General features: G+C 58.4%; 25 protein-coding genes and 1 tRNA gene. 8 read left to right on the top strand and 18 right to left on the bottom strand.

Going from position 1 to position 23,981, the window contains the following annotated elements:
• Window positions 1–26: 26 nt before the first annotated feature.
• The 10 genes from F2P46_RS12495 to F2P46_RS12450 form a co-directional block, all read right to left on the bottom strand.
• Complete coding sequence (locus tag F2P46_RS12495; RefSeq protein WP_166889608.1) at window positions 27–497, bottom strand: hypothetical protein; 471 nt, start codon at window positions 495–497, stop codon at window positions 27–29.
• 681 nt (window positions 498–1,178) lie between these two features.
• A complete protein-coding gene (locus tag F2P46_RS12490) occupies window positions 1,179–2,402 on the bottom strand; it encodes a type II secretory pathway protein (protein ID WP_166889606.1) in 1,224 nt (407 codons plus the stop codon).
• 86 nt (window positions 2,403–2,488) lie between these two features.
• Complete coding sequence (locus F2P46_RS12485; RefSeq protein WP_166889603.1) at window positions 2,489–3,595, bottom strand: zonular occludens toxin domain-containing protein; 1,107 nt, start codon at window positions 3,593–3,595, stop codon at window positions 2,489–2,491.
• Window positions 3,596–3,599: 4 nt separating this feature from the next.
• Window positions 3,600–3,893 carry a DUF2523 family protein gene (locus F2P46_RS12480; protein WP_166889600.1) on the bottom strand — a complete coding sequence of 98 codons (294 nt, stop codon included), beginning with the start codon at window positions 3,891–3,893 and terminating at the stop codon, window positions 3,600–3,602.
• Between the two features lies 1 nt (window position 3,894).
• Window positions 3,895–5,205 carry a hypothetical protein gene (locus F2P46_RS12475; protein ID WP_166889597.1) on the bottom strand — a complete coding sequence of 437 codons (1,311 nt, stop codon included), beginning with the start codon at window positions 5,203–5,205 and terminating at the stop codon, window positions 3,895–3,897.
• Between the two features lie 174 nt (window positions 5,206–5,379).
• Complete coding sequence (locus F2P46_RS12470; protein WP_166889466.1) at window positions 5,380–5,607, bottom strand: major capsid protein; 228 nt, start codon at window positions 5,605–5,607, stop codon at window positions 5,380–5,382.
• 50 nt (window positions 5,608–5,657) lie between these two features.
• Entirely contained in the window at window positions 5,658–5,942 is a 285-nt protein-coding gene (locus F2P46_RS12465; protein WP_208296610.1) for a hypothetical protein, read from the bottom strand.
• Window positions 5,943–5,968: 26 nt separating this feature from the next.
• Entirely contained in the window at window positions 5,969–6,292 is a 324-nt protein-coding gene (locus F2P46_RS12460) for a single-stranded DNA-binding protein (RefSeq protein ID WP_166889595.1), read from the bottom strand.
• 156 nt (window positions 6,293–6,448) lie between these two features.
• Window positions 6,449–7,495: a phage/plasmid replication protein gene (locus F2P46_RS12455; RefSeq protein WP_166889592.1), complete on the bottom strand. Its 1,047-nt coding sequence runs from the start codon at window positions 7,493–7,495 to the stop codon at window positions 6,449–6,451.
• Window positions 7,496–8,196: 701 nt separating this feature from the next.
• Window positions 8,197–8,400 carry a hypothetical protein gene (locus tag F2P46_RS12450; protein WP_166889589.1) on the bottom strand — a complete coding sequence of 68 codons (204 nt, stop codon included), beginning with the start codon at window positions 8,398–8,400 and terminating at the stop codon, window positions 8,197–8,199.
• Window positions 8,401–8,710: 310 nt separating this feature from the next.
• Here F2P46_RS12450 and F2P46_RS12445 point away from each other — a divergent pair, with 310 nt between their 5' ends.
• From F2P46_RS12445 to F2P46_RS12435, 3 genes are read left to right on the top strand one after another with little or no spacing between them, the layout of a single operon-like run.
• A complete protein-coding gene (locus F2P46_RS12445) occupies window positions 8,711–9,388 on the top strand; it encodes a hypothetical protein (protein ID WP_166889587.1) in 678 nt (225 codons plus the stop codon).
• Between the two features lie 2 nt (window positions 9,389–9,390).
• Complete coding sequence (locus F2P46_RS12440; RefSeq protein ID WP_166889584.1) at window positions 9,391–9,582, top strand: hypothetical protein; 192 nt, start codon at window positions 9,391–9,393, stop codon at window positions 9,580–9,582.
• The gene (locus tag F2P46_RS12435) at window positions 9,563–10,603 is read left to right on the top strand and encodes a tyrosine-type recombinase/integrase (RefSeq protein WP_166889581.1); all 1,041 of its coding nucleotides are present in this window, start codon (window positions 9,563–9,565) and stop codon (window positions 10,601–10,603) included. The genes F2P46_RS12440 and F2P46_RS12435 overlap by 20 nt, the downstream gene beginning before the upstream one ends.
• 52 nt (window positions 10,604–10,655) lie before the next feature.
• Here F2P46_RS12435 and F2P46_RS12430 read toward each other — a convergent pair.
• Together F2P46_RS12430 and rpoD are read right to left on the bottom strand one after the other, a co-directional pair.
• Window positions 10,656–10,729, bottom strand: a tRNA-Ile gene (locus tag F2P46_RS12430).
• A 133-nt stretch (window positions 10,730–10,862) separates the two neighbouring features.
• Window positions 10,863–13,067, bottom strand: coding sequence for an RNA polymerase sigma factor RpoD (gene rpoD, locus F2P46_RS12425; RefSeq protein ID WP_166889578.1), 2,205 nt, complete (start codon window positions 13,065–13,067; stop codon window positions 10,863–10,865).
• Window positions 13,068–13,346: 279 nt separating this feature from the next.
• Between rpoD and F2P46_RS12420 the strand changes: the two genes are divergently transcribed.
• Window positions 13,347–13,508, top strand: a complete 162-nt coding sequence (locus tag F2P46_RS12420) for a hypothetical protein (protein WP_166889575.1) — start codon at window positions 13,347–13,349, stop codon at window positions 13,506–13,508.
• 71 nt (window positions 13,509–13,579) lie between these two features.
• Here F2P46_RS12420 and dnaG read toward each other — a convergent pair whose 3' ends face one another.
• The 6 genes from dnaG to ybiB form a co-directional block, all read right to left on the bottom strand.
• Window positions 13,580–15,364, bottom strand: coding sequence for a DNA primase (gene dnaG, locus F2P46_RS12415; protein ID WP_166889572.1), 1,785 nt, complete (start codon window positions 15,362–15,364; stop codon window positions 13,580–13,582).
• A gap of 143 nt (window positions 15,365–15,507) precedes the next feature.
• Window positions 15,508–15,957, bottom strand: coding sequence for a GatB/YqeY domain-containing protein (locus F2P46_RS12410; protein ID WP_166889569.1), 450 nt, complete (start codon window positions 15,955–15,957; stop codon window positions 15,508–15,510).
• 161 nt (window positions 15,958–16,118) lie between these two features.
• A complete protein-coding gene (rpsU, locus tag F2P46_RS12405) occupies window positions 16,119–16,331 on the bottom strand; it encodes a 30S ribosomal protein S21 (RefSeq protein ID WP_008451879.1) in 213 nt (70 codons plus the stop codon).
• A 121-nt stretch (window positions 16,332–16,452) separates the two neighbouring features.
• Window positions 16,453–17,661 (bottom strand): NAD(P)/FAD-dependent oxidoreductase, encoded by a 1,209-nt coding sequence (locus F2P46_RS12400; RefSeq protein WP_166889565.1) that lies wholly within the window; start codon window positions 17,659–17,661, stop codon window positions 16,453–16,455.
• A gap of 204 nt (window positions 17,662–17,865) precedes the next feature.
• The gene (gene cobA, locus F2P46_RS12395) at window positions 17,866–18,642 is read right to left on the bottom strand and encodes a uroporphyrinogen-III C-methyltransferase (RefSeq protein WP_166889562.1); all 777 of its coding nucleotides are present in this window, start codon (window positions 18,640–18,642) and stop codon (window positions 17,866–17,868) included.
• The gene (gene ybiB, locus F2P46_RS12390; RefSeq protein ID WP_166889559.1) at window positions 18,626–19,615 is read right to left on the bottom strand and encodes a DNA-binding protein YbiB; all 990 of its coding nucleotides are present in this window, start codon (window positions 19,613–19,615) and stop codon (window positions 18,626–18,628) included. The genes cobA and ybiB overlap by 17 nt, the downstream gene beginning before the upstream one ends.
• A 120-nt stretch (window positions 19,616–19,735) precedes the next feature.
• Between ybiB and F2P46_RS12385 the strand changes: the two genes are divergently transcribed.
• The 4 genes from F2P46_RS12385 to F2P46_RS12370 all read left to right on the top strand — a co-directional run bounded on the left by F2P46_RS12385 (window position 19,736) and on the right by F2P46_RS12370 (window position 23,917).
• Window positions 19,736–21,241 (top strand): DUF4331 domain-containing protein, encoded by a 1,506-nt coding sequence (locus F2P46_RS12385; RefSeq protein WP_166889556.1) that lies wholly within the window; start codon window positions 19,736–19,738, stop codon window positions 21,239–21,241.
• A 21-nt stretch (window positions 21,242–21,262) separates the two neighbouring features.
• Complete coding sequence (locus F2P46_RS12380; protein ID WP_166889553.1) at window positions 21,263–21,502, top strand: hypothetical protein; 240 nt, start codon at window positions 21,263–21,265, stop codon at window positions 21,500–21,502.
• 91 nt (window positions 21,503–21,593) lie between these two features.
• Window positions 21,594–22,793 carry a hypothetical protein gene (locus F2P46_RS12375; protein ID WP_229509249.1) on the top strand — a complete coding sequence of 400 codons (1,200 nt, stop codon included), beginning with the start codon at window positions 21,594–21,596 and terminating at the stop codon, window positions 22,791–22,793.
• Window positions 22,793–23,917 (top strand): HupE/UreJ family protein, encoded by a 1,125-nt coding sequence (locus F2P46_RS12370; protein WP_166889924.1) that lies wholly within the window; start codon window positions 22,793–22,795, stop codon window positions 23,915–23,917. Before F2P46_RS12375 ends, F2P46_RS12370 begins: the two co-directional genes overlap by 1 nt.
• The last annotated feature ends 64 nt before the right edge of the window (window positions 23,918–23,981 follow it).

The raw sequence follows: 23,981 nt of genomic DNA, 5'->3' as shown, positions 1-23,981 counted from the left end.
TGCACACTTACTTAGCGTTATGCATTTTATCGGGCGGCGGTCATGTGCGCGAAATACTGCCCATACGCGCCGCGCCCCGCAAATACAGCCCGTGCCAGACCGTGCGGCAACAGCGTACGCGCTCGCGCACTGAGCAATTTCCCGGTAGTGAGCCAGTATTGCTCGTCCCCGCAGAAATACGGGCACAGTTCGGCCATCATGCCGATCACGCAGCAAGCCTCGGGATCGATGCAGTCGGCGCCGCCCAGGGCCGCAGCAGCAGCTTCGAAGACCGGTATCATCGTTTGGTTTTCGGGCAAGCCGGTCAAAAAAGTCGGCTCGGCCTCGGTGTACCACGCCAGGAACGCCAGGCGCAAGGCCGTTTCGCGATCGCGGCAATTGGCAGCCCAGCGCGTTTGCAGCATCTGCAAGGCCGTGCCAAGCGAACGGCTGCCGCCCGGCATGGCATAGCAGTCTTCAACCTCGTTAATAAAGGCGATGGTGGGCAGGATCGGCATGACAGGATGGGTTGGAGAAGTGTCGCGACAGGAAAGCGAAAAAGGGAGAACAGCCGATGCCGCTCCCCCTTCTTCTGTTTGGTAGGCCCGGACGGACTTGAACCGTCGACCAAAGGATTATGAGTCCATAGTCTTAGACAACAATACGCAACTATACGTTACAATACAAGTACTTAGCTTTCATTGCCTACCTATACACCAATGTCATCTACCTATGCTGTTGAACCTTTGTTGAGCCTCAGAGGGCTAATCGACAGACTCAGCTGGATGACATCGTCGCTGGCCGGGACGACCGGCCAAAACGCTCCTACATGTCCCCAGGACACAGGGGGTTCCGTCCCTTCGGGCGGAATCTTGACATTCGTCAAGACTTAAGCCGCCCCCATTCTCAGTAATCGTCAGCTAGCATCGAGCTTACCAATGACTGGGCCACCGTTACGTTACTTCTATACGCTCATTTTGCGTAGTGTCGTTGCTTTTAGCGTGACTTCCCAACATCCTTCAAGGTACACGACCTTATACGCAACCGTTTGAAGCGGGAAATCTGGACTCTACTCCCTACTTTTAGGGAACATTTCGGATTCTAGCAGGTCAAAAAGCTCCCTAAAGCCAGGGACTTACCAAGTACTCCCTGTCACAGGGAGAAAGGTCAAACTTCGGACCACCAACTACCGAATGTAGTTAAATCCTTGTCACCTGGAGCATGAGAATAACTTCGGTGCGCGAATCAGAAACCCCACGTGACCGCATGAATTTTGGTAAAAACGATTGTCCCCCATCGGATGAAGTAGCCTTGTCCTGAGTGAGTCCGCCGAGGACGATCAACTCACCGTCAGCCATGTTGACAGTCGTTGACAAACTACGCTTGGTAAGAGTTGGACTATTGTTGACACCGGTCTCGGTACGGGCAAAATCACTAATCTGCTGGTCAACAACCAGTTGAATGCCACCATCACGAACAGTGGGAACAAGGCCAAACAAAACGCCGGAAGAACGGTATTCGACAGACTGGACCGGGACGCTCGATCCTTGGGCAAAAGTCACCGATCCCAAGGTAGGCACTTCCTGGCCAACCTGCAATTGGGCTCGTTGTCCGGAAACAACTCGCAGACTTGGGGTAGAGACAGCTTTGAATCTGGAATCACCCTTGAAAGCAGACAACACAGCATCAATCGAACCAGTACTGATCCGGACAGAATTTTCAAGCTGCGCGCCGTTGCTGATAGACAAGCCCAGACGACCGCCAAGAACAGAAAGAGCAAGTGAGAAAGCAGACCCTTCGGTCTGACCGGTCGTGACCTCATAAACCACAGCCTTGACCATGACCTGACCAGCGGACAAATCAACCTGCGGAAGAACGGCGTTGATACGCTTGATTTCGTCAGAAGTGCCGTAAAACACCAACGTATCGGAATCCACGTTGACGGACCCGGCAGCGGAATTTCTTGAAGCCTCAACAGAACCGCTATTGCCAAGGGGAGGAACAACAAGGCGCTGCGCAGCAAACGCACCGGGGGCAAACAGCGGACCTAGCAGGTCAACGAGATAACCAACAGACCTGTACTTGGGCCGATACACGAGAACATCGCGGACAACGACAGGTGACTTGTCAGCAGCCCTGACTGAGACAAAATCCACGCCGCCGCGCGTTTGCACCGTGAAGCCCAGGGAATCGAGGAAGGCGCTCCAGAAGCGTCTGAAATCGCCTCGCTCGGAATCGAATCGAAACGACACCAACCGCTCATCGCTAAGCACGGCAGGATCAACCACGTACGGACCGGTAAGAGCCTGACCATAAACTAGCCCTATGATCTGCGACACCGGTACGGCACGAAAATCAAATTTGGCCTCGTCGGCGGAAGGCACCTTAGATGCGGCTTGAACAGGATAGAAAGGCAGGAGCATGACAGCGCCGACGAATGCGCAAACAACGGATTGACGAAGACGAAGTTTCGCGGAGGCGAAACTGTTTATGCTAATCACATGAAGCCTCATTTAGACGCAGGAATCGGAATGGCAGCGGACCGAGCGATGGCGCCACTGTAAATGGTGACCTTAGCGCCGTCGACCTCGCCGACGGTCAGTGACCCACTACCGTTAAAAGCTCCTGGCGACTCATGACGAAGGCGGCCGGCATCATCAGCCACAACAACCCATGAATGACCTCGGGCGGTATAAGTGCCGACAACACGCCAGCGAGCAGAGAATTGGGGGATACCGACAGTGGGAGAAACACCGACAGTACCGGAAGCAACGGACACGCCAGGAGCGGCAACAGACCCTGCGGCCATATCGGCAACACGTCCATTAGCAAGATCTGGGTTGAAAAAACGCCGGGCAAAGACACCGCTCACAAGCGCCATGCAAACGATTCCGCCGAGGTAGAGCCAGAGAACCTTGCTGCGGAAAATGTTCTGCCGATTGTCTATCGGCTGTTCCAATGCCTTGTCGTGCGAATAGCTCTTGTAGAGAGCGTATATCTGGGGCTTGAAGGAATAGGGCCCGTTGACGGACTGCGGCTTCACGGCACCTGTTACCCTAGACCCACGGAAAAGCCGCACCACGTAGCGATTCAGCCCTACAGCCTTGGGTTTATGCGTAATACTGGACAACTCGATCTTGCCCTTTAAAGGACGCGCCAGAAGTGTCAAGTCGGGATCAATCACCACAAGGTCACAGGTATGCCCAAGCTCGTTGGAAAAGTGCCGGTGCTCACGGAAAAAAAACGCAGCCTCTTTACTTACCTTGTCGCCCTGAGGCCAATAACGCGTGGCCTCGTCGATCACTACAAGATCACCGCCAACGACGGTGCTGCATTCGGGATCGGGAAACGCGCAAGGCTTATCAAGCGACAATTCGCCCGGGAAAAAACCAGATTCCCCAGGAGCGGAACGCGAGCAATTGCGGATGTGACCTATGCAAATGATCTTGTCTTTGTAATAGTGCTGCACTACATAGTCGTAGATGGCCTGGACGTTCAAGCCGTCGATGTTTGTGATGATGAAGCGCCCCGCGGCAACGGCTGGGAGAATGACGTGCTCCATGACACCATAGGTCTTGCCGCTGCCTGGACCGCCTCCGAATGCGTTGATAGGCATAGTCTTATCCTATGAAAGGGATACGCCGGATGATGAACCGCGCCAGCATGGCGGCCAGGATCAGCGAAATTCCCTGGGAAACGGCGAACAGATCGAGGAAGTACCAGACGCCGGAAGGGATGCCGCCAAGCGCACCGGAAACGGCGGAAGATGACGGTAACAGGCCAGAGGACTGGAGGACCGAAACGAAACCGGTCACGACAAAGTAGAGCGCAAAAAACACGCCAAATTTAACAACCACCGACTTGAGTACGAACCCAAGGACGGTGTTTAGTGCGGAGAGCAGTATGCCGTACATATCAGGCTTTCAACACAATGAAGGCCGCGCACAAGGCCCAAACAGCGGCCATGACCGCGAACAAAGCGGAACGGTTTTGCTCAGCAAGATTGCACTGGCTATCCATAATGATGTGCTGCGAAAACACCGTGAATTCGGGTTTCGGACAAACTCCACTGTGCGAGGGAACGACGAAATTTTTAAAGCCCGGCATGAGGTCCATAACGGGTTTCAAGATGTTCTCGGCAGTAGGCGTTTCCTCCATCGCTGGAGCGCCTATGTTCGGATCACTGCCCAGGTTTTGCAGCGGATTGGCCGCAGCTGGATTAGTAGCGGTGCCCGGCTTGACGGCGGGGTCTTGCGTGGTCGCGGTCGGAGAAACGGGCATCGACCATGGCAAGTTCGCAGCTGGCTGGGGCGCTACAAAATCGCTGACTGTCGGGTACGTGTTGGGGTTAGCATTCTTCCAGTTCAGGGCGTCGGCTGACGTTATTGGATCAGCGGGTGAATAAGGTATGCCATCGTACCCTGGGGCAGCGGAAGCCTTTTGCCAAGCCAAGTTAGCGGCAGCAGCGAGCAGTTGAGGATTCAACGGCCTGGCCTTTTCAGTATCAGTAAGCGCGTCAATTGCCTGCTGGGGTGTCTGGTTCAAGGCAGGCGGAATGGTAGGGACCGGATAAGCGTAGGGCTTGCAGACGGAACCCGAATAGTAATTCCCACCAGGACAAGTCGCTGGCGGGGCGCTATTACTGTTCTTTGCAACCGTGACGACGGCGCCACCCTTGTAGCACTGTACGGACTGAGCGCCGACGGAACAGGAAGGGATATCGACGGTGCTAACAGTGTCGTAAAACAACTGTCGAGCAAGAGCAAGGCCGTCGCCACCGTAGACCGTGATTCCACCGGAACCAGTACCGACCCAGAAGGGGATGCCAGTGCCAATGCCAGGGATACCGGACGAACTTGAAGAGGTGGAAACATCAATCGCATTGGGCTTGAACAGCCAAGTAAAAAGACCGTCGAGTCCAACGCTAACACCGTACGTAACAATAGTGCCGACTCCCGCGGCCAGCACAAAGGTCACCCACGCCGGAGCGGTAATAGTGCCAACGGCGACAACAGCGGCAGTGCCGGCGATGGTAGCGACTGTAGTTGATACGGCGCTCAGCGTAGCCCCGAAACGCGGATCATTGGCAGCAAAACCGCGAGAAGCAACCTTCTGTTGAATGAGGCCGGACGTCGATCCCTGCATCCTGCTAACAGGCACGGCAGCGGCAAAACACGACTGGTACACCAGCAACCAGGAAAATATCACCACAAAGAATTTACGCACGATCACCTCAACCAGATTTCAAACCGTTGACAACGGACCACCCGCAGACGATGCCCCAGGCGAAGATAAACAAATACCAAAGATCATTGATCGTCACGGCCGACCCTCCAAATAGGACAAAAAAAAGGGCGCGGCACCATTGCCAACGCCCAGGAGATAACTACAGACGACTGATTACGTCGATTTCAACATGCTCAGGACGATCTTGGCACCCTTGATGGCAAGGTAGACGGTAGCGAGCAACCCCGCGATCGCAAGGACAGCGGTGATGACGGTGCTAAAGTCAATGGCACTGGTCAGGGGCGTGAGGTCGGGGCCAGTCCCAACAGCCATTGCCATAGGAGCGGCCAGGACGACCGAAGCGACAACGACCAGTTTTTTAGTCAGCGAAGAAAATTTCATAAAACAACCTTTCAGGTGAAATGCGGGAACCGCCCCGCCACGTACAACAATCAACCCCGGCGCAAAAACCCCAGGACAGTACCAATGCCGTGTGACACGACATACAAACCAACAACCATCGAAAATGCGAACGCCCAAATTGCTGACGCATAGCCGTAGTCGAAAGGTGCCAAAGCTGCATCAATGGCCGCACCGTGAGCAGGATCAACGAGATACGCCGTCACACGCTGGGGCGCATACGCCTGGTTATTAAGGGCCGGACACACTGAGTCCACAGCCGACGCATTCGCTACAGGAACACAAACCACGACCGATTGAACTGAGCCGATAGACATCAAATTCCTCTGCTATATACCAAGACTCAGTCGCCTATTTCCACCAAGTCGAGCGTATGTTCCACCGGCACTACCTTGATGATCTCGCCGGTCTGTTTGTCTTTTGTTTCGTACGCCTTGCGCTGAAAGCCACCCAAAACGCAGGAGCAAGTAATTTCCTCACCCTTGTCGCCCAAACGCGCCTTACTGCGCACCTCCACCAGTTGTGGACGGGAATATGCGTCCGCCGCTGGAGTCATCACTTGGGTGTAGCGCTTCCCTTCGTACGTCTTCGAGCCTTCAATCCGGCCAGCAACCACAACATGCATTGCCTTCGCAGACATATGGCTTTTCTTGTCTTCCATCTTCATTACATTCGCTTCTGCCACAGCAATTCCTTTCACGCCGCACGGCGCATTGTTTCCCGGCTAACCTAGTACTTGTCGCGATTACGCGCCGGTAGAGAACGCAATCACTTGTCCGTTGAAAAGCTTCGCGATTTCGCTCAACCCAACATGTCTTATTTCCTATGCAGCCATCGCGTACCAGTCTGGAACTTCGAGCGCGACAGGTTTAATGACCTTATAGCGTGCCGGCAACGTTCGGAAATCTCGCTTCTCCATAATCGATACGCCGAGCACCTCGCGAACTTCAGTAGCGTAACGGTACAAAGTGGCACGCGAACAGAAGTTATCCCCCAGAAGATCCACGCCCTTCTCCCAGGCCACGAACGCCAAGCGCACCTTACGACTAAGCCTATCGAGCGGATAACCATCCTCGTACTGCTGCGGATGCAGCAGTGGCCCTTCCACCTTTTCATCAAACAGCTTTATCAATTTTCCCATCGTGATCTCTCCAAGTCCTCGCAGTCCATTCTCTTCCAGCAGCTTGCGCCCAAGTTCAATCTCAAGCCTCACGAGTCCCACATCATTACAAAACTGGTACACGCGCTCATGTTCCGATGTCCAGAGCTTCGACTTTACGTGCGCCTTCATTTCATCGGCTTTCAGGTACGCTTTCACCATTTTGCGTCCACCCTTTTTGCCCCAATTGATGGTTGTCGCTCCGGCGCGCGAGCGCTTGACATTCGAGAGCGACTGAGTACCAAGATAATTCATGAACTCCATGCCTTCTTTGCGACCACCAGTCGCATAATTTCGCGTGACGTGAAGCATCGAAACCGTCGCCCCCGGATACAATCTGGACGAAGCGCCAAGTTGAGAACGTTTATCGGCCTCGATCCACCTGGCTGGAGCGGCGCTATACATTGGCAATCCATGCGGGGCAAGCACCCGCCTGTTGATGATGTCAATAGTCTGTTCAAAGCTGTGATTGAACAGGTTGTCCGGCCTGCAAAGGCGACCAGGATTACCACGAACCTCGACTGTGTTCCCAAAAGCGCGGAGCGACACGCTAGTGTCGAAACTTCCCTCGTGCCGGTCAAAGGTACCTACCGTCCATTCATGCTGATACTCCTTGTTCTCGCGGGTCAGATAGCCGCCGCATACAGGCTTGAGAGGTTCACCCTCCAAATGGTTCTGCAATACGTTAATCCAGTCGATGAACGTAGACATTTCAGCGCGAAGGGCGCGCAGCAGAAGCGTTGCGCCCGGTAGGAGCCTGTGAAATCTCAAAATGAGAAAAAAGCCGGGTATTACAGGATTCCCGGCTTTCAACCCCTAACCCCAAACCCTGCTGGCCCAAGGACCAGCCAGCCACAGCCACGGCAACTGCCGAACCCTGGCCCGCTGGCGTCTCAAACACGGCTGTCCTCGCTTCGCTGCGGGCAGGCGTGTTTGAGACGCCAGCGGCACGGCTGCGAACGAGCTGACCGATACTTGGGCCAGTTGGACAGCCGAGTTCCGTACCTGGAGCAGCAGCGTCGAGCACACGAAACGCAGCATCCAGGTCTAATTGCGGGACTCGCTGACGATTCGGGTAGTAAATATGAAGGCGCAAATGGCTATGAGGCAGATTGCCAGCGCAAACAGACATTTTGTCCCTTGCAACCGATAGGCATGCGAGGAAATCAGGGATGGAACCGTGAACGAGAACACCAGCAGTACAAAGGATTCTGTAGTTAATCATCGAAGATGGGTGGCCTTGAGAATGGTTTGATACACACCAGACCACTGCGGATCGTTACGCATGGCGTGACGATCAGGATGGCCCCACCAATCAAGGCGACTAGCAGTATCCACGGCCGCATAGGCAGCAATCCTCGCCAGTGCATCGACGTGTAAGAGTTGGACTGACTGGCCAGGGGAAGAGAACATCAAGACTTGTCCTCTAGAGTCGTTTGGATCGCGGATTGCACCACAACACGCGTATAGGCTTGGTGAAGCGGACGAACGATAACGCCCGAACTGGAGTTGGCATATTGCTGAATCGCTCGCACAACTTCAAGTTCCTCACGGAAACCGGGAAGGCTTTGGGCCATCCATTCCAGCCGTTCAGCTAAGGTTTTCGGGTAGTTCATGCGAACTCTTGAGCTATGCAACGGTTTTGCAGCAGTGCAACATTGATGAGACTATATTTCCCGATTGATACACACGGGACCAGTCCTTTGTTACACCAGCCAGTGATGACGCCCACCGGAAGACCACACATCTCTGCAAAACGCTCACGTGTCACTAGCGGCGGAACCGCACCAGACGACAAAGGCATGACAGTAGGCTTAGCATCGCTCATAATTGGATTCAAGTTGCAGTAATTAGACCATTTTTCCCGAAACCGGAAAGGGCTTCCGATTTACGGAATATAACGTAACAACGATGGATTGTCAAACAATGGAAAGAATTTCTGATCGGATACGCACGATCATCGAGCACAAGCTTGATGGAAAGAAGCGTACGCAGACTCTTGAGGCCTATACCGGCATCGCGGGGGAGACGTGGAGAAAATTGCTTAGCGGAAAGCAAAATGGTACTTTGCTCATGCTTGAGGCGGTTTGCAAACAATGGCCTGAGTACGCATTTTGGCTAACCACTGGAATACCAGATGAAAAATTAGGGCACCGACAACCGAAAACGGATTTTTCCAAACACGGACAAATGGCAGAATCCCCAATTTCTTCGAGGCTGTTTAACGAACTTATAAAGATTTCCGATGATGCGGCAACGGGCAAACTGGCAACACTTGACGAGCTGAAAACGCTTACCGAGCTTGACATGATTGTTACGGACGAAGAGAGGCCGCGTGCACCGATAAGCAAGATCGAAGTCCTTGAAAAAATTCGTTGGGTAGAGATATTTCTCGACAATTACATAGTCGAGCTGGGAATCGATGATGCAATAAGCACGTACAACATGATGAGGGGAATAACAAAAGGAATAGAGAGAGCTGCGTCGGAAATCGGCGAAGCGAATGTAGTTAATACAATTCTGGGTAAGTTTATCGCGACTAAAATTCAACTTGAGAAAAAGCGTGACTTGATAATTGAGATGAAACAAGAGAGAGTAATATAAACATGAAAAATTCAATCGAACTAGTCAATCCAACCGGGCAGGAACTGAATGAAGACGAAATCATTTTGCCACTGTGCATAGCTGAACGCTATAACGTCATTGGCGGAAAATTTTACGACAAGAAAACCAATGTGCTCGCATTTGAAATCATTGGAAACAAAATCATGCAAAACAATGACGATCAAGGCAGTTAAGACCGGCTGGCAGGTCAACATTCAACCAGGCGGGAGAAGTGGAAAGCGCGTCAAAAAGACCTTTACCACGAAAGCCGAGGCGCTTGCATGGGAGCGGCATGTTCAAGCTAAAGTAATGCAAGCGCCCGAATGGACACCACCGAAAAAGGATGCTCGTAAACTCTCTGACCTAGTTGATATCTGGTTTCGCCACCACGGTTCAGGTCTGAGTGCCGGTAAGGGTACAAACAGTCGTTTATTGGCGCTATGCGAGGCCATGGGAAACCCACGCTGCGATCTGTTCACCGCTGATCAATTTGCGGAATATCGAGCTTTGCGTATGGAGGCGGGGATCTCAGCGAACAACATGAACAGAGAGCAAGCTTACCTTCGTGCAGTGTTCAATGAACTCATTCGCCTAGGTCACTGGAAAAAGGAAAATCCGCTGAAAAGACTACGGGCTTTCAAAATTCAAGAGCGCGAACTTTCGTATCTAACTCCACCGCAGATTGTTCTGCTGCTGGACGAACTGTACAAAGCACAAAATCCCCACGTCGCGTTGGTCGCAACAGTGTGTCTCGCGACTGGAGCCCGATGGGGTGAGGTAGAAAGCTTGCGGACATCGCAGGCACGAAACGGGGTCATCCAGTTCGTTCAAACCAAATCCAGTAAAGCACGCGCAGTCCCAATCACAAAGGAGCTGGAAGAAGCTTTAGAAAATCACCAACGCACACATAGCGACGATGACCGATTTTTCTCAACCTGCTACGCAGCATTTCGGGACGGCATAAAACGCTCAAAGATTAAGCTGCCTGCCGGTCAAATGACCCATATCCTGAGACATACATTTGCAAGCCATTTTATGATGAATGGGGGCAACATTTTGGCGCTCAAAAATGTTCTAGGCCATCAAAGCCTGACCATGACAATGCGTTACGCCCACCTCTCGCCTGAGCATCTTCAAGAGACACGTCAGTTGAACCCTATAGCGGCGTTAAATTTGCGTTGTACTTTGGTTGACCCTTTGCTAGAAGCAGCATAAAAAAAGGGGCTGCAAAAATTTGCAACCCCTTGTTTTTACTACTAAATAAAGGTAGGCCCGGACGGACTTGAACCGTCGACCAAAGGATTATGAGTCCTCTGCTCTAACCAACTGAGCTACAGGCCCAAAATTTGTACTGAATAACTGTCGTGCTTGGAATACAGCCCCGGCATCGGTGCGGCAGGGAGCCCGCCATCACCAACTCCTCCCGTCACAAAGTGGCGTGAGGATATGGCTTTTCGTATCAGCCCGTCAAGGCTTAATTACCTTCCAGGAAGCTCTTGAGCTTGTCGGAGCGCGATGGGTGGCGCAGCTTGCGCAGTGCCTTCGCTTCGATCTGGCGAATCCGCTCGCGCGTGACGTCGAATTGCTTGCCCACTTCTTCCAGGGTGTGGTCGGTCGACATCTCGATGCCGAAACGCATGCGCAGCACCTTCGCTTCGCGCGGCGTCAGGGAGTCCAGCACATCCTTGACCACCCCGCGCATCGAAGCATGCAAGGCCGCGTCCGATGGCGCCAGGGTATTGTTGTCTTCGATGAAGTCGCCCAGGTGCGAATCGTCATCGTCGCCAATTGGCGTTTCCATCGAGATCGGCTCTTTCGCGATCTTCATGATCTTGCGGATCTTGTCTTCCGGCATTTCCATCTTGATCGCCAGGGTCGCCGGATCGGGTTCGGCGCCGGTTTCCTGCAAGATCTGGCGCGAGATGCGGTTCATCTTGTTGATCGTTTCGATCATGTGCACCGGGATGCGGATCGTGCGCGCCTGGTCGGCGATCGAGCGCGTGATGGCCTGGCGGATCCACCATGTCGCATAGGTGGAGAATTTATAGCCGCGACGGTATTCGAACTTGTCCACGGCCTTCATCAGGCCGATATTGCCTTCCTGGATCAGGTCGAGGAATTGCAGGCCGCGGTTGGTGTACTTCTTCGCGATCGAAATTACCAGACGCAAGTTAGCCTCGGTCATTTCACGCTTGGCCTTGCGCGCCTTCATTTCACCGGCCGCCATCTGGCGGTTAATGTTGCGCAAGTCAGGCAGCGGCAGCACCACGCGCGCCTGCAGGTCGATCAGGCGCTGCTGCAGTTCCTTGATCGTCGGAATATTGCGTCCGAGGATGGCCGAGTAGGCGTGGCCGGCGCCCACTTCGCCATCGACCCAGTCCAGGTTCGTTTCATTGCCCGGAAATACCTTGATGAAGTGGGCGCGCGGCATGCCGCACTTGTTCACCGCCACATCGAGGATTTGCTTCTCGATATGGCGCACTTCATCGACTTGCCCGCGCAGGGTGTCGCACAGCTTTTCCACCACCTTGGCGGTGAAGCGGATCCCGAGCAGCTCGTTGGAAATCGATTCCTGCGCCTTGACGTAGGCTTTCGAGTTGTAGCCATCTTTCTCGAAGGCCTTGCGCATCTTGTCGAACTGCACCGAGATGATGTCGAATTTTTCCAGCGCCTGGTTTTTCAGCGCTTCGAGCTGTTCGGCCGAGAAACCTGCGGCGCCGGAAGCGTTGTTCTCTTCTTCCTCTTCCTCTTCTTCCTCGTCGGCTTCTTCTTCGTCTTCATCCTCGTCGGTGGCGACCGGGGCCACGACCGGCTCGAGCGGCTCGTCCGGGTCGACCATGCCGTCGACGATCTCGTCGATCTTGATTTCGTCGTTCTGGATGCGGATCGCGGCGGAAATGATTTCGGCGATCGTCACCGGGCAGGCGGAAATAGCCTGGATCATGTCCTTGAGGCCATCTTCGATGCGCTTGGCAATCTCGATCTCGCCTTCGCGCGTGAGCAGCTCGACCGAGCCCATTTCGCGCATATACATGCGCACCGGGTCGGTGGTGCGGCCGAAGTCGGAATCGACCGTCGACAGCGCCGCCTCGGCTGCGGCCTCGGCTTCATCATCGCTGGTGACGGTGGCCACATTGTCGGACAGCAGCAAGGTTTCGGCATCGGGCGCGTGCTCATAGACCGCAATCCCCATGTCGTTGAAGGTGCCGATGATGCCTTCGATCGCTTCCGGATCGACGATGTTTTCGGGCAGGTGATCGTTGATTTCGGCGTAGGTGAGGAAACCGCGTTCCTTGCCGAACTTGATCAGGGTTTTCAGTTTCTGGCGCCGGCGTTCGAGCTCTTCCTCGGTCGCTTCGGTGTCCGACGAGAAGGCGTCTTTCAGCAGCGCCTTTTCCTTGGCCTTGCGGTCCTTGGCCTTGGCCTTGTCGACCGCTTTCAGCTCGGCCCGCTCGACCGCGTTGAGGGCGGCTACTTCATCGTTCTCGGGCTGGAATTCCTTCGGCTTGCGCCCGCGCCTGCCCGGTACCTTGACTGAGGGCAGCACGTAACCGGACGTGTCGATCGCGGCCAGCGCGGCGGCATCGGTGGTCTGGCTGACGACAGGCGTGGCGCTCGCGCTGGTACTGGCGCTGCGCGTTTCGGCCTTGTCTTGCGCTTTATCCGCCTTGGCGGACATTCTCGTTGGCTTATCAGCCGCTTTGGTTTCAGGTTTCTTGATTGGCACAGGCGCTTTCGATGTCACAACGACTAGCTTTATGGTGGATTAAGATAAAGTTTGTTGCCGGCCTTTTCGGCCCTACGTCCCCGGACCGGCCTTCGCAGGCCCCTCCGGCATTGCTGCACTCATAACACCTTTACATCACCTTACGGGCACGACCCGCGCGATTTCGGCAGTAGTCTACTGCATACAACGGCGGTTGGAGGCGCGAGCCGTGTGTGGCTGAAAAGCAAACCGATGTTTGCCACCGACAGCGCAACGCCGTCGCAACCAAAGCTGGCCCTGGCCGCCGACGCCCACCCTCTTTGCGCCGATCAAGAGCCTAACTCACTGAAAGAAATACAACTGACGGACAACGAAAAAATTTCTGCGAACACAACACTTATCGTTTTATTATAGCACGCAGTCCGTCTTTTTCCAGTGCCAAACGCCCCCTGTGCGGGCCTCCGATTTCATGCTTTGCGCGGGGTCTAACTCGGCCCCCCTTCATCCTCCAGCCGCTTCTGCTCGGCCATGATTTCGCGGTAGCGCACACCCACCTGATCTGAGGTCAGGCCGGCGGAAAACAACTGGGTCAGCTCCTGTTTAAGCGCTGCAAGTTTGATCTGCCTCACAGCCCCGACCAGCCACAATTTCACGCTGTCGATATCCGATTCCGGCTCCGAGGCAATTTCGGCGATCAAGCCGTCGTATTCGTTGCTGGTATCCTTCAAATGCTGGGACAAGGCCGCGAAGCCGCCGTTCGGCCCCAAGGCTTGGCCGCAGGCGACCAGGTACAGCAGGCGCTCGGCCGCGTCCGGGCCAAAATGGTTGAACGCGGCCAGCGCCGCCTCGTCCAGCTCCAGGCTGAGCGGCGGATGGGCCACCAGATGGCGCAAAATCTGCAATTCCAGCCCCACCGGTTCCGGCCGGCCCTGGCGCGGCGGCGCGCGGCGCGCCACCGAGACCGGCTTGGACAACTCGAACAGGGCCTCGATTTCGGCCGGGCTCGACTCGGTCATGCTGGCCAGGCCGCGCACGATCTGCAGGCGCAGCGAGCTGGGCGACATCGATTGCAGCAGCGGCTTGGCGTCGAACTGGACATGGGCGCGCCCTTCCGACGTGGAAAGATCGTGCTCGCCCGACACTTCGCGCAGCAAAAATTGCGACAGCGGCATCGCTTCGTGAATTTCTTGCTCGAATACATCGGTGCCGAATTCGCGCACAAAACTGTCCGGATCGTGCTCGGACGGCAAAAACAAGAATTTGATGATCTTGTTGTCGCTCACCTGCGGCAGGCAGGCTTCGAGCGCGCGGCGGGCGGCGCGGCGGCCAGCCTTGTCGCCATCGAAACTGAAAATCACGCTGTCGGTCTGGCGCAGCAACTTTTGCACGTGGGTACTGGTACACGCCGTGCCCAAGGTGGCCACCGCTTGCGGAAAGCCGAGCTGGGCCAGCGCGACCACATCCATATAGCCTTCCGTCACCAGCACGTAGCCAGCGTCGCGGATGGCCTGGCGCGCTTCGTACAGGCCGTACAGTTCCAGGCCCTTCTGGAACAGCGGGGTTTCCGGCGAGTTCAGGTATTTCGGTTCGCCCTGGTCCAGCACCCGCCCGCCGAAGCCGATTACCTGGCCCTTGGTATTGCGGATCGGGAACATGATGCGCTCGCGAAAGCGGTCATAACGCTTCTTGTTGCCGCCATCCTCGTCGACCTTGTCGATCACCAAGCCGGACTCGACCAGCGCCAGCACCTCGTAATCGGGGAACACGGTACGCAGGTTATCCCAGCCGGACGGGGCGTAGCCCATGCCGAAGCGGGCCGCCACTTCGCCGGTGAGGCCGCGGTTTTTCAGGTAGGCGATGGCATTCGTGGCGCCGCGTAACTGGCCCCGATAGTAATCGCAGGCCTGGGTCATGGCCTCGGTCAGGGCCAGCGCCTGGGCCTGGTTGGCCGCGCGTTGCAGTGGAGGAATTTTGTCATCCGCGTCGGGCACGACCATGCCGACACCCTGGGCCAGATCCTTGACGGCATCGATAAAGCCCATGCCCGAATACTCGATCAGGAAACCGACCGCGTTGCCATGCGCGCTGCAACCGAAGCAATGGTAAAACTGCTTGGTCGGGCTGACGGTAAAACTGGGGGATTTTTCGCTGTGGAACGGGCACAGGCCCATGAAATTGGCCCCGCCCTTCTTCAGCTGGACGTAGCGGCCGACCACATCGACGATGTCGATACGGTTGAGCAAATCGGTAAGGAAGGATTGTGGAATCACGTGCGATGAACAGTCTTTGTGTCAGGTCAGACTATACCGCCGCGCCCGCCGCAGATTTGATCTGCGACAAGACGCGGGCTTGCCGGCTTGCCGTGCCGGGGCGGCTTGCGCGAAAACGTTCCGCGCAACACGCCATACGACGATCAGGCCGGCGCGAGCGCCTTCTTGATCAAGCCCGACACGATGCCCATGTCGGTGCCTTTTGGCAATTTTGCCTTGAGCAAGCCCATGACCTTGCCCATGTCCTGCGCACCGGCAGCGCCGGACGCGCTCACGGCGGCGGCCACTTCGGCGGCGATCTCTTCTTCCGACAGGCCGGCCGGCATGTAGGCGGCGAGGATGACCAGTTCGGCCTTTTCGATATCGGCCAGGTCCTGGCGATTGCCATCTTCAAACTGGCTGATCGAATCCTTGCGCTGCTTGATCATTTTTTCGATGATCGTCTGGGTTTGTTCATCGTCGAGCTCGATGCGCTCGTCGACTTCGCGGCGCTTGATCTCGGCCAGGATCAGGCGGATCGTCAGCAGCTTGGCCGCTTCTTTCGCGCGCATCGCCGCTTTCATATCGTCGGTAATTTGTTCTTTCAAGCCCATGGCAATCCTCGTCTAAATAATGAATAAATATCAGGTAACACACAGCAAAAACCAAATAGCAAAACCCGCTGCGGTAAACCGGAGCGGGTCTGCGACTACAGTAAAAACAATGACCCGGACAGGCTGTTGGCCGTCACCGGATCAGGTTCGACTGGACAGTCTTAGAATAATTTCTTAGGCAGTTGCTGGCTGCGAATGCGCTTGTAGTGGCGCTTAACGGCAGCTGCCAGCTTGCGCTTGCGCTCAGCCGTTGGCTTTTCGTAGAACTCGCGTGCGCGCAGTTCGGTCAGCAGACCCGTTTTTTCGATGGTGCGTTTGAAGCGACGCATTGCGACTTCGAACGGCTCGTTTTCTTTAAGGCGAATAGTGGTCATGTAAAAATCAAACCGTTAGATTTAGGGAAGAACGAGATAATAGCACCGTTTCCCTCGCTGTGGAAGCTTTTCGCTTTTCCCCTGTTCCTTTTGCTGTTTCACAACACCGTCACGGAACCGCTCACACCGCCTGCCCGGCCGCCACCCCCGAGGCCCACGCCCACTGGAAGTTATAGCCGCCCAGCCAACCGGTCACATCGACCGCTTCGCCGATGAAATACAAACCCGGCACCTTGTTGGCCATCATCGATTGCTGCGACAGCTCGCGCGTATCGATGCCGCCCAGGGTCACCTCGGCCTTGCGGTAGCCTTCCGAGCCGGTCGGCACGATGGCCCAGCGGTTGATGGCGTCGCCCAGCTTGCGCAGCTTAGCGTCGGGCAAGTCGGCCAGGCGCGCGTCGGGTGTCAGGCCGGCCACCGCGATCAAGACCTCGGCCAGGCGCACCGGCAGCCACTGCGAGACCACGTTGCCCAGTTGCTTCTTGAGCGTGCTCTTGCCGTCGATCAGCTCCTGCGCCACATCCATCTCGGGCAGCAGGTTGACGATGATCGGCGTACCCGGCCGCCAGTAGCTGGAAATTTGCAGGATGGCCGGACCCGACAGGCCGCGGTGGGTGAACAGCAAATCCTCGCGAAAATGGCCGCGCTTGTTGCCCTTGCCCTTGTTCGAGCCCGTTTCCACCTCGACTTCGAGGGCGATGCCGGCCAGCGGCACGAAGGCTTCCCAGCTGGGGCCGTCGAAAGTGAGCGGCACCAGGCCCGGGCGCGGCTCGACCATGTTCAGGTCGAACTGGGCCGCGATGCGGTACCCGAAATCGGTCGCGCCGATTTTCGGGATCGACAAGCCGCCGGTGGCAATGACGACGCTGTCGGCCAGGATCTCGCCGCTGTCGGTAAGGATGAAAAAGCCCTCGGGGTTTTTTTCCAGCGACTCCACTTTGGACGGCATGCGCCAAGTCACATCCCCGCTGGCGCACTCGGCCTTGAGCATCTGGATAATCTGCTCGGCCGACTCATTACAAAACAGCTGGCCGCGATGTTTCTCGTGATAGCCGATGCGGTGTTTCTTAACGAGGGTCAGAAAATCCTGCGGGGTATACCGAGACAAAGCGCTCTTGCAGAAATGCGGGTTATCCGACAAAAAATTCTGCGGCGTCGCATTCATATTAGTGAAGTTACAACGCCCACCACCCGAAATCCTGATCTTCTCTGCAAGTTTCTCCGCATGATCGATCAACACCACCCGTTTGCCGCGCTGGGCGGCGACGGCCGCGCACATCATCCCGGCCGCGCCCGCGCCGATCACTGCTACATCAAATTGTTTTGCCATGGCGTATGCCGGTTTCCGCTAATCACTAAAACCGTGATTGTAAACCGCGCAGGCCCGCCAGGTCCCCGAACCACCGGTAGAAAGTCCTACAACCGGGGTCAGAGCTTTAACTTGCAACACTTTTGTTGCAAGTTAAAGCTCTGACCCCGGTTGTAGGAGTTTGAAGCTGGGGGCAGAGTGAAACTCTGCACAGCGTAGGAAAAGTCAGGCCGGTCGGGCGCGTGCCTGGAGTTGCTCGACGGCGATGTCGGCGCAGCGCACCACGTCGCCAATCACGATGATGCTGGGACTGCCGAGGCCGGACACGGCCAAATCGTCCGCCAAATCCGCCAGGGTCGTCAGCAGTTGCGTCTGCCCCGCCCCGGTCGCCGACTGGATCACGGCCACCGGCGTGCTGCCGGCCTTGCCGCCCGCCAGCAGTGCCGCCTGGATCTGCCTGCAACGCGCCACGCCCATGTAGATCACCAGGGTCAACCCGGTCTGCGCCAGCAAGGCCCAGTCGGGCGTGCGGGCGCTGCCCGCCTCGTCGCCACGCTCGTGGCCGGTCACGAAAATCGCGCCCGAGCTCCAGTCGCGGTGCGTCAACGGTACGCCGATCGATGAGGGCGCCGCCAACCCGCTGCTGATGCCGTTGATGACCTCGACCTCGATGCCTTCGGCCGTCAGGTGCGCGCGCTCTTCGCCGCCACGCCCAAAAATGAAGGGGTCGCCGCCCTTGAGCCGCACCACTTGCCGTCCGGCCCGCGCTTCGGCCACCATCAGCCGTTCGATGAATTCCTGCGAGGTCGAGCGGCAGCCGCCGCGCTTGCCCACCGGTACGATGCGCGCCGAGGGCGCGGCGTGCGCCAGGATCGCCAGGTTGACCAGGTCGTCCACCAGCAGCACGTCGGCCGCGCCGATCGCTTTCACCGCCTTCAAGGTCAGCAGCTCCGGATCGCCCGGACCAGCCCCGACCAGATAAACCTTACCTTTGTTCTCCATGATGCGCACCCGTGTTTGCTTGTATTGACTTCGAAACTAGCAAGCACTGTGCCACTTGCTCGGTGATCGAGGCGGGCACGGGCACGCTGCTCTCCAGCGCGCGGGCGGTCCAAGCCGCCGTGGTGGCCGCATCGCGCTCGGCCGGGGCCTCGGCCACGTCATCGCTTGGTGCATCGCGCTGCACCAGGATGGTGCGCTGGGCGCCATGGAACCAGTCGATCTGCTGCGCCCGGTTGGCGTTGGCCACGGTTTCGCCTTCGGTGCCGCGCATCAGGAAAGCGTCACCCCGCCCTTCGCGCGCAATGGTCGTGAAGTATTCACCCAGCATCTCCAGGTATTCCGGATGCGTGTACGAAACCAGCCGCAAGGCCGGCCCGGCGAATGGCTGCAAGATCTTGACCAGGGTATGCGTCGAGTTGCGCACGCCCAGGATGCGGCGCAGCGACAGCAATTGCGCCATCTTCGGGGCCAGCGTCTCGATCGGCATGAAAGCCGGCTTGCCCGCCGCGAACGAGGCCTGCACGTCGCCTGCCGAACCGGCCGCCTCAAATCCCATCTCACGAAGAATTTCAAAGCTTGTCACCCTGCCCGGATCGCTGCTCACGCCATGCATCAGCACCGGCACGCCTTCGCGCGCCAGCAGCAGCGCCAGCAGCGGGGTCAGGTTGGCCATCTTGCGCGAACCGTTGTAGGTAGGAATGAGCACCGGCGCGTACGCACCGGCCGGCGCCACCAGCGCCTCGAACGAGGCCTCGGCCGCGTCCAGGAAACCGGCGATCTCGTCCACCGACTCGCCCTTGATGCGCATCGCCAGCAAAATGCCGCCCAGTTCCAGGTCGGACACCCTGCCATCGAGCATCGCGCCGTACAGCGCCTGCGCGTTTTCGCGCGTCATGCTGCGCGCCCCTTTTTTGCCGCGCCCGATTTCTTTGATGAAAGTGGCGGCCAGGAATGGTTCGGTTGTTTTGTTCATGGGGTTCAGCTTAACACTGCATTCATAAAAATTTATTTGGCATAAAGTGAATCCGGCGACGAAGCCGCCGCGTATATCTGCATGCACATCAGTGTAAAAACCTATAACGAGGAGAGCAACATGAATCAGATGAGATTACGGGCGACCATCGGCGCGGTACTGGCAGGCAACCTGCTGGCCTGCGCATTCGCGCCGTCGGCATTCGCATCGAGCCACCGGGAAGCGCCTTTCATCACGCGCAATCCGAAGATCGATGCCACCGACTTTTACATGTTCCGCAGTTACCAGGCCGGCCGCAGCGATTTTACAACGCTGATTGCCAATTATGTGCCGCTGCAGGATGCCTACGGCGGCCCGAATTACTTCATGATGGACCCGGACGCGCTCTACGAAATCCATGTCGATAATAACGGCGACGCCAGGGAAGACATCACCTTCCAGTTCCGCTTCAAGAATACCAATAAAGATACGCAACTGACCGTGGGCGGTAAAAAAGTCTCGATTCCGCTGGTGATCAACGGCGGCCCGATCGCCGACGCCAACGCCGCCGGCGCCAATGTGCGCGAAACCTTCACCGTCACCGTAGTGCGCGGCGACCGTCGCAGCGGCGCCCGCGCCGTCGTCGCCAACGCCGACGGCGGCGGCACCACCTTCGACAAGCCGCTCGACAACATCGGCAACAAATCGATTCCCAACTACGACGCCTACGCCGCCCGCCACCTGTACAACGTCACCATCCCCGGCTGCACGGCGCCAGGCAAGCTGTTCGTCGGCCAGCGCAAGGACCCGTTCGTCGTCAACCTCGGCGAAACGTTCGACCTGATCAACATCAAGGCCCCGGCCGTCGAGTTCAGCGCCAACGCCGAAAAAGGCGCGAAGGATGACCTGGCCAACAAGAACGTGACCACCCTGAGCATGGAAGTGCCGACCTCGTGCCTGCTCAACGCCACCGCCGGCGACCCGGTCATCGGCGGCTGGACCACGGCCAGCCTGCGCCAGGGCCGCCTGATCAACCCCACGCCAAAATCGGACGCCGACGTCTCGAAAGAAGGCGGCGCCTGGGTCCAGGTATCGCGCCTGGGCATGCCGCTGGTCAATGAAGTCGTCATCGGCCTGAAAGACAAGGACCGTTTCAACCACAGCAAGCCAGCGGCCGACGGCCAGTTCGCCGACTACGTCACCAACCCGACCCTGCCCGCCCTGGTCGAGATTTTGTACGGCAGCGCCGGCGCCAAGGCCCCGACCAACTTCCCTCGCAACGACCTGGTGGCCACCTTCCTGACCGGGATCAAGGGCGTGAACCAGCCGAAGACCATCACCGCGTCCGAGATGCTGCGCTTGAATACCTCGATCGCAGCAACCGCGCCGGGCGCGCAAAAACGCCTCGGCGTGATTGAAGGCGACAACGCCGGCTTCCCGAACGGGCGCCGTCCGGGCGACGACGTGGTCGACGTTGCGCTGCGCGTCGTCATGGGCAAGCTGTGCACCATCAACATCGGCTGCGCACCGGCCGACGCTCCGGCCGGCGCGCTGCGCTTTACCGATGGCGCCTTCCTCGACGAGACGATGGTGGGCACCGCCTTCCCGTACCTCAAATCGCCAATCCCTGGTTCGCCACAGAAGTAATCACCACATCAGGAGAGCACCATGAAAAAACTCAGTCTGATCTGCGCCATGCTGTTGCTGGCCGCCTGTGGCAGCGACACGCAAACCTCGTCGCCGCCGGACGTGCCGACGCCGCCGCCGACGCCAAGCGGCCCTGTCGCCGACGCCTTTTTCACCACGGTGAAGACGACCGTGGCGGCGATGCCGGACGACAGCGAAGCGGTCGCCATCGACGCCACCGCCAGCACCGCGCCGGAAGACACGGAACCGTCGCCCTTGTAAGCACCCGCAGTCCCACCGGCCGGGAAGCCGCTTCCCGGCCGGCGTTCGTACCCCCAAAAAACAGAAAAGTCTCACGCACCGGGAACGCACCATGCCAACACGATTCGCACGCCTTACCGCGCCCGCGCTGCTGGCGTACGCGCTCCTGGCGCCGATGGCGCAAGGCGCGCCGCACATTCCGGCCAGCGGCGGCGCCGTGGTCGAACGCCTGCCGCGCCGCGCCGACCCGGTCCAGCGCGAACTGGCGAGCTTGCGCGCGCAACTGGCCGCCAGCCCGAGCGACCTGGCGCTGGCCACCCGCACCGCGCAGCGCTACATCGCGGTAGCGCGCCAGGAAACCGATCCGCGCTACTTCGGCTACGCCCAGGCCGCGCTGGCGCCGTGGTGGTCGATGGCGGCGCCCCCGCCCGAGGTGCGCCTGCTGCGCGCCATCCTGCTGCAAAGCACCCACCACTTCGCCGAAGCGCTGCGCGACCTGGACGCCATCGTCGCCGCCGACCCGGCCAATCCGCAAGCCTGGCTCACGCGCGCCATCGTGCAGACCGTGCGCGGCGACTACCAGGCCGCCACCGCGAGCTGCGCGCGCCTGTCGTCGCTGTCGACCGAACTGGTGACGATTACCTGCGTGGCGAATGTGGGCGCCATGACCGGACGTTCAGCCAAAAGCGAAGCGCTGCTCGAGATGACCCTGCGCCGCAACCAGGAAGCCGACGCCGGCATGCAGGTCTGGGTCCTGACCCTGCTCGGCGAAATGGCGCAGCGGCGCGGCGACGCCAGGGCCGCCGAAGAACGCTTCAGGCGCGCGCTGGCGCTGGACGCGCGCGACAGCTACCTGCTCGGCGCCTACGCCGACTTTTTGCTGGACCAGCGGCGCGCGCCCGAGGTCATTGCCCTCGTCAAGGACCACACCCGCATCGACGCCCTGCTGCTGCGCCATGCGCTGGCCCTGCGCCAGGGTGGCGCCGCCGGCACCGGCGACGCGTTGCGCAATGCCGACGCCGAACTGAAGGCACGTTTTGAGGCCGCCATGCGGCGCGGTGACACCGTCCACCAGCGCGAACAGGCGCGCTACGAACTGCACATCCGCGCTAACGCCAACAACGCACTGGCGCTGGCTCAGCAAAACTGGGCGGTGCAAAAGGAATCGGCCGACATGATCATTCTGCTCGAAGCGGCCGCCAAAGCGGGCGACAAGGCCGCCGCCGCACCGGTCATCGACTGGGTCGCCAGACATGCGCTGGAAGACGTGGCCGTGGCGCGCCTGGTCAAGCAGATCAGGGCGGGCGCGTGATGGGGCACGGCTTCCTGGCCCTCCTGACGCTGGCCCTGGCCCTGGTGGCCGCGCCGGCGCGCGCCCACAAGCCCAGCGACAGCTACCTGACCCTCAAGGTCGGCGGTCACCAGATCAGCGGCCAATGGGACATCGCCCTGCGCGACCTGGATTTTGCTTTGAATCTCGACCAGAACGGCGACGGCGCGCTGACCTGGGATGAAATCCGCAGCCAGCACGACACCATCGCCAACTACGCGCTGGCGCGCCTGGCGCTCACCAGCGGCGACGCCCCCTGCCCCATCGTCGCCGGCGAGCAGTTGATCGACAATCACACCGACGGCGCCTACACGGTGCTGCGTTTTCGCGCCACCTGCCCCGCCGCCGGCGCGGCCCTGGGCGTTAGCTACCGCCTGTTTGCCGACCTCGATCCGCAGCACAAGGGCCTGGTCAAGCTGGAACATGACGGCGCCACATCGACGGCCATCTTCAGCCCGGAGGCGGCGCGCCAGGACCTGCCGCTGCGCGCAGCGGGCAAGTTCGCCCAGTTCGCCGACTACGTCAAGCACGGCGTCTGGCATATCTGGATCGGCTTCGACCACATCCTGTTCCTGCTCTCGCTGCTGCTGCCGGCGGTGATCGCGCCGCTCGCGATGAAACAGGCGCAAACCCTCAGGGCGGCCTTTATCGACGTGCTCAAGGTGGTAACCGCGTTCACGCTGGCGCACTCGCTGACATTGACCCTGGCCAGCCTGCAGGTGCTGTCGCTGCCGTCGCGCTGGGTGGAGTCGGCGATTGCGGCCTCGGTGGTGCTGGCGGCGGTGAATAACCTTTACCCGCTGTTTCGCGGACGGCGGCCATTGGCGGCGTTTGCGTTCGGCCTGATTCACGGCTTCGGCTTTGCCGGCGTGCTGGCCGGCCTGGGACTGCCGCAAGGTGCGCTGGTGCTAAGCCTGGCCGGTTTTAACGTGGGCGTGGAACTGGGGCAGCTGGCGATTGTGGCGGCGTTCCTGCCGCTGGCATTCCTGGCGCGCCGCACCTGGTTCTACCGCCAGTTGATGAGCACCGGCTCGGTCGTCATCGCCCTGATCGCCGGCGTATGGCTGTTCGAGCGCGCCTTCGACATGAAGGTGCTGCCCGTGTAGTTAGTGCGTGGTTTCGGGGACGCAGCCGCATTCCACCGTGCGCCTCGTCCTCCTTTTTTGTCCA

Origin of the sequence: Massilia sp. CCM 8734, from assembly GCF_011682155.1 — a bacterium.
Lineage (GTDB): Bacteria > Pseudomonadota > Gammaproteobacteria > Burkholderiales > Burkholderiaceae_D > Telluria_A > Telluria_A rubra.
Note: the sequence above shows the minus strand (reverse complement) of the source record. Positions and strands in the feature narration are given on the sequence as shown.

Excerpts from the sequence above, each read along its gene's own strand:
- F2P46_RS12450 (WP_166889589.1), bottom strand. The coding sequence starts at position 8,400 with ATGAACTACCCGAAAACCTTAGCTGAACGGCTGGAATGGATGGCCCAA.
- F2P46_RS12420 (WP_166889575.1), top strand. The coding sequence starts at position 13,347 with ATGTTTGCCACCGACAGCGCAACGCCGTCGCAACCAAAGCTGGCCCTG.
- F2P46_RS12460 (WP_166889595.1), bottom strand. The coding sequence starts at position 6,292 with ATGAAGATGGAAGACAAGAAAAGCCATATGTCTGCGAAGGCAATGCAT.
- cobA (WP_166889562.1), bottom strand. The coding sequence starts at position 18,642 with ATGGAGAACAAAGGTAAGGTTTATCTGGTCGGGGCTGGTCCGGGCGAT.
- F2P46_RS12465 (WP_208296610.1), bottom strand. The coding sequence starts at position 5,942 with ATGTCTATCGGCTCAGTTCAATCGGTCGTGGTTTGTGTTCCTGTAGCG.
- F2P46_RS12485 (WP_166889603.1), bottom strand. The coding sequence starts at position 3,595 with ATGCCTATCAACGCATTCGGAGGCGGTCCAGGCAGCGGCAAGACCTAT.
- F2P46_RS12400 (WP_166889565.1), bottom strand. The coding sequence starts at position 17,661 with ATGGCAAAACAATTTGATGTAGCAGTGATCGGCGCGGGCGCGGCCGGG.
- F2P46_RS12495 (WP_166889608.1), bottom strand. The coding sequence starts at position 497 with ATGCCGATCCTGCCCACCATCGCCTTTATTAACGAGGTTGAAGACTGC.
- ybiB (WP_166889559.1), bottom strand. The coding sequence starts at position 19,615 with ATGAACAAAACAACCGAACCATTCCTGGCCGCCACTTTCATCAAAGAA.
- F2P46_RS12490 (WP_166889606.1), bottom strand. The coding sequence starts at position 2,402 with ATGCTCCTGCCTTTCTATCCTGTTCAAGCCGCATCTAAGGTGCCTTCC.
- F2P46_RS12380 (WP_166889553.1), top strand. The coding sequence starts at position 21,263 with ATGAAAAAACTCAGTCTGATCTGCGCCATGCTGTTGCTGGCCGCCTGT.
- rpoD (WP_166889578.1), bottom strand. The coding sequence starts at position 13,067 with ATGTCCGCCAAGGCGGATAAAGCGCAAGACAAGGCCGAAACGCGCAGC.
- F2P46_RS12480 (WP_166889600.1), bottom strand. The coding sequence starts at position 3,893 with ATGTACGGCATACTGCTCTCCGCACTAAACACCGTCCTTGGGTTCGTA.
- F2P46_RS12370 (WP_166889924.1), top strand. The coding sequence starts at position 22,793 with ATGGGGCACGGCTTCCTGGCCCTCCTGACGCTGGCCCTGGCCCTGGTG.
- F2P46_RS12410 (WP_166889569.1), bottom strand. The coding sequence starts at position 15,957 with ATGGGCTTGAAAGAACAAATTACCGACGATATGAAAGCGGCGATGCGC.
- F2P46_RS12435 (WP_166889581.1), top strand. The coding sequence starts at position 9,563 with ATGACGATCAAGGCAGTTAAGACCGGCTGGCAGGTCAACATTCAACCA.
- F2P46_RS12445 (WP_166889587.1), top strand. The coding sequence starts at position 8,711 with ATGGAAAGAATTTCTGATCGGATACGCACGATCATCGAGCACAAGCTT.
- rpsU (WP_008451879.1), bottom strand. The coding sequence starts at position 16,331 with ATGACCACTATTCGCCTTAAAGAAAACGAGCCGTTCGAAGTCGCAATG.
- F2P46_RS12470 (WP_166889466.1), bottom strand. The coding sequence starts at position 5,607 with ATGAAATTTTCTTCGCTGACTAAAAAACTGGTCGTTGTCGCTTCGGTC.
- F2P46_RS12385 (WP_166889556.1), top strand. The coding sequence starts at position 19,736 with ATGAATCAGATGAGATTACGGGCGACCATCGGCGCGGTACTGGCAGGC.
- F2P46_RS12455 (WP_166889592.1), bottom strand. The coding sequence starts at position 7,495 with ATGTCTACGTTCATCGACTGGATTAACGTATTGCAGAACCATTTGGAG.
- F2P46_RS12375 (WP_229509249.1), top strand. The coding sequence starts at position 21,594 with ATGCCAACACGATTCGCACGCCTTACCGCGCCCGCGCTGCTGGCGTAC.
- F2P46_RS12440 (WP_166889584.1), top strand. The coding sequence starts at position 9,391 with ATGAAAAATTCAATCGAACTAGTCAATCCAACCGGGCAGGAACTGAAT.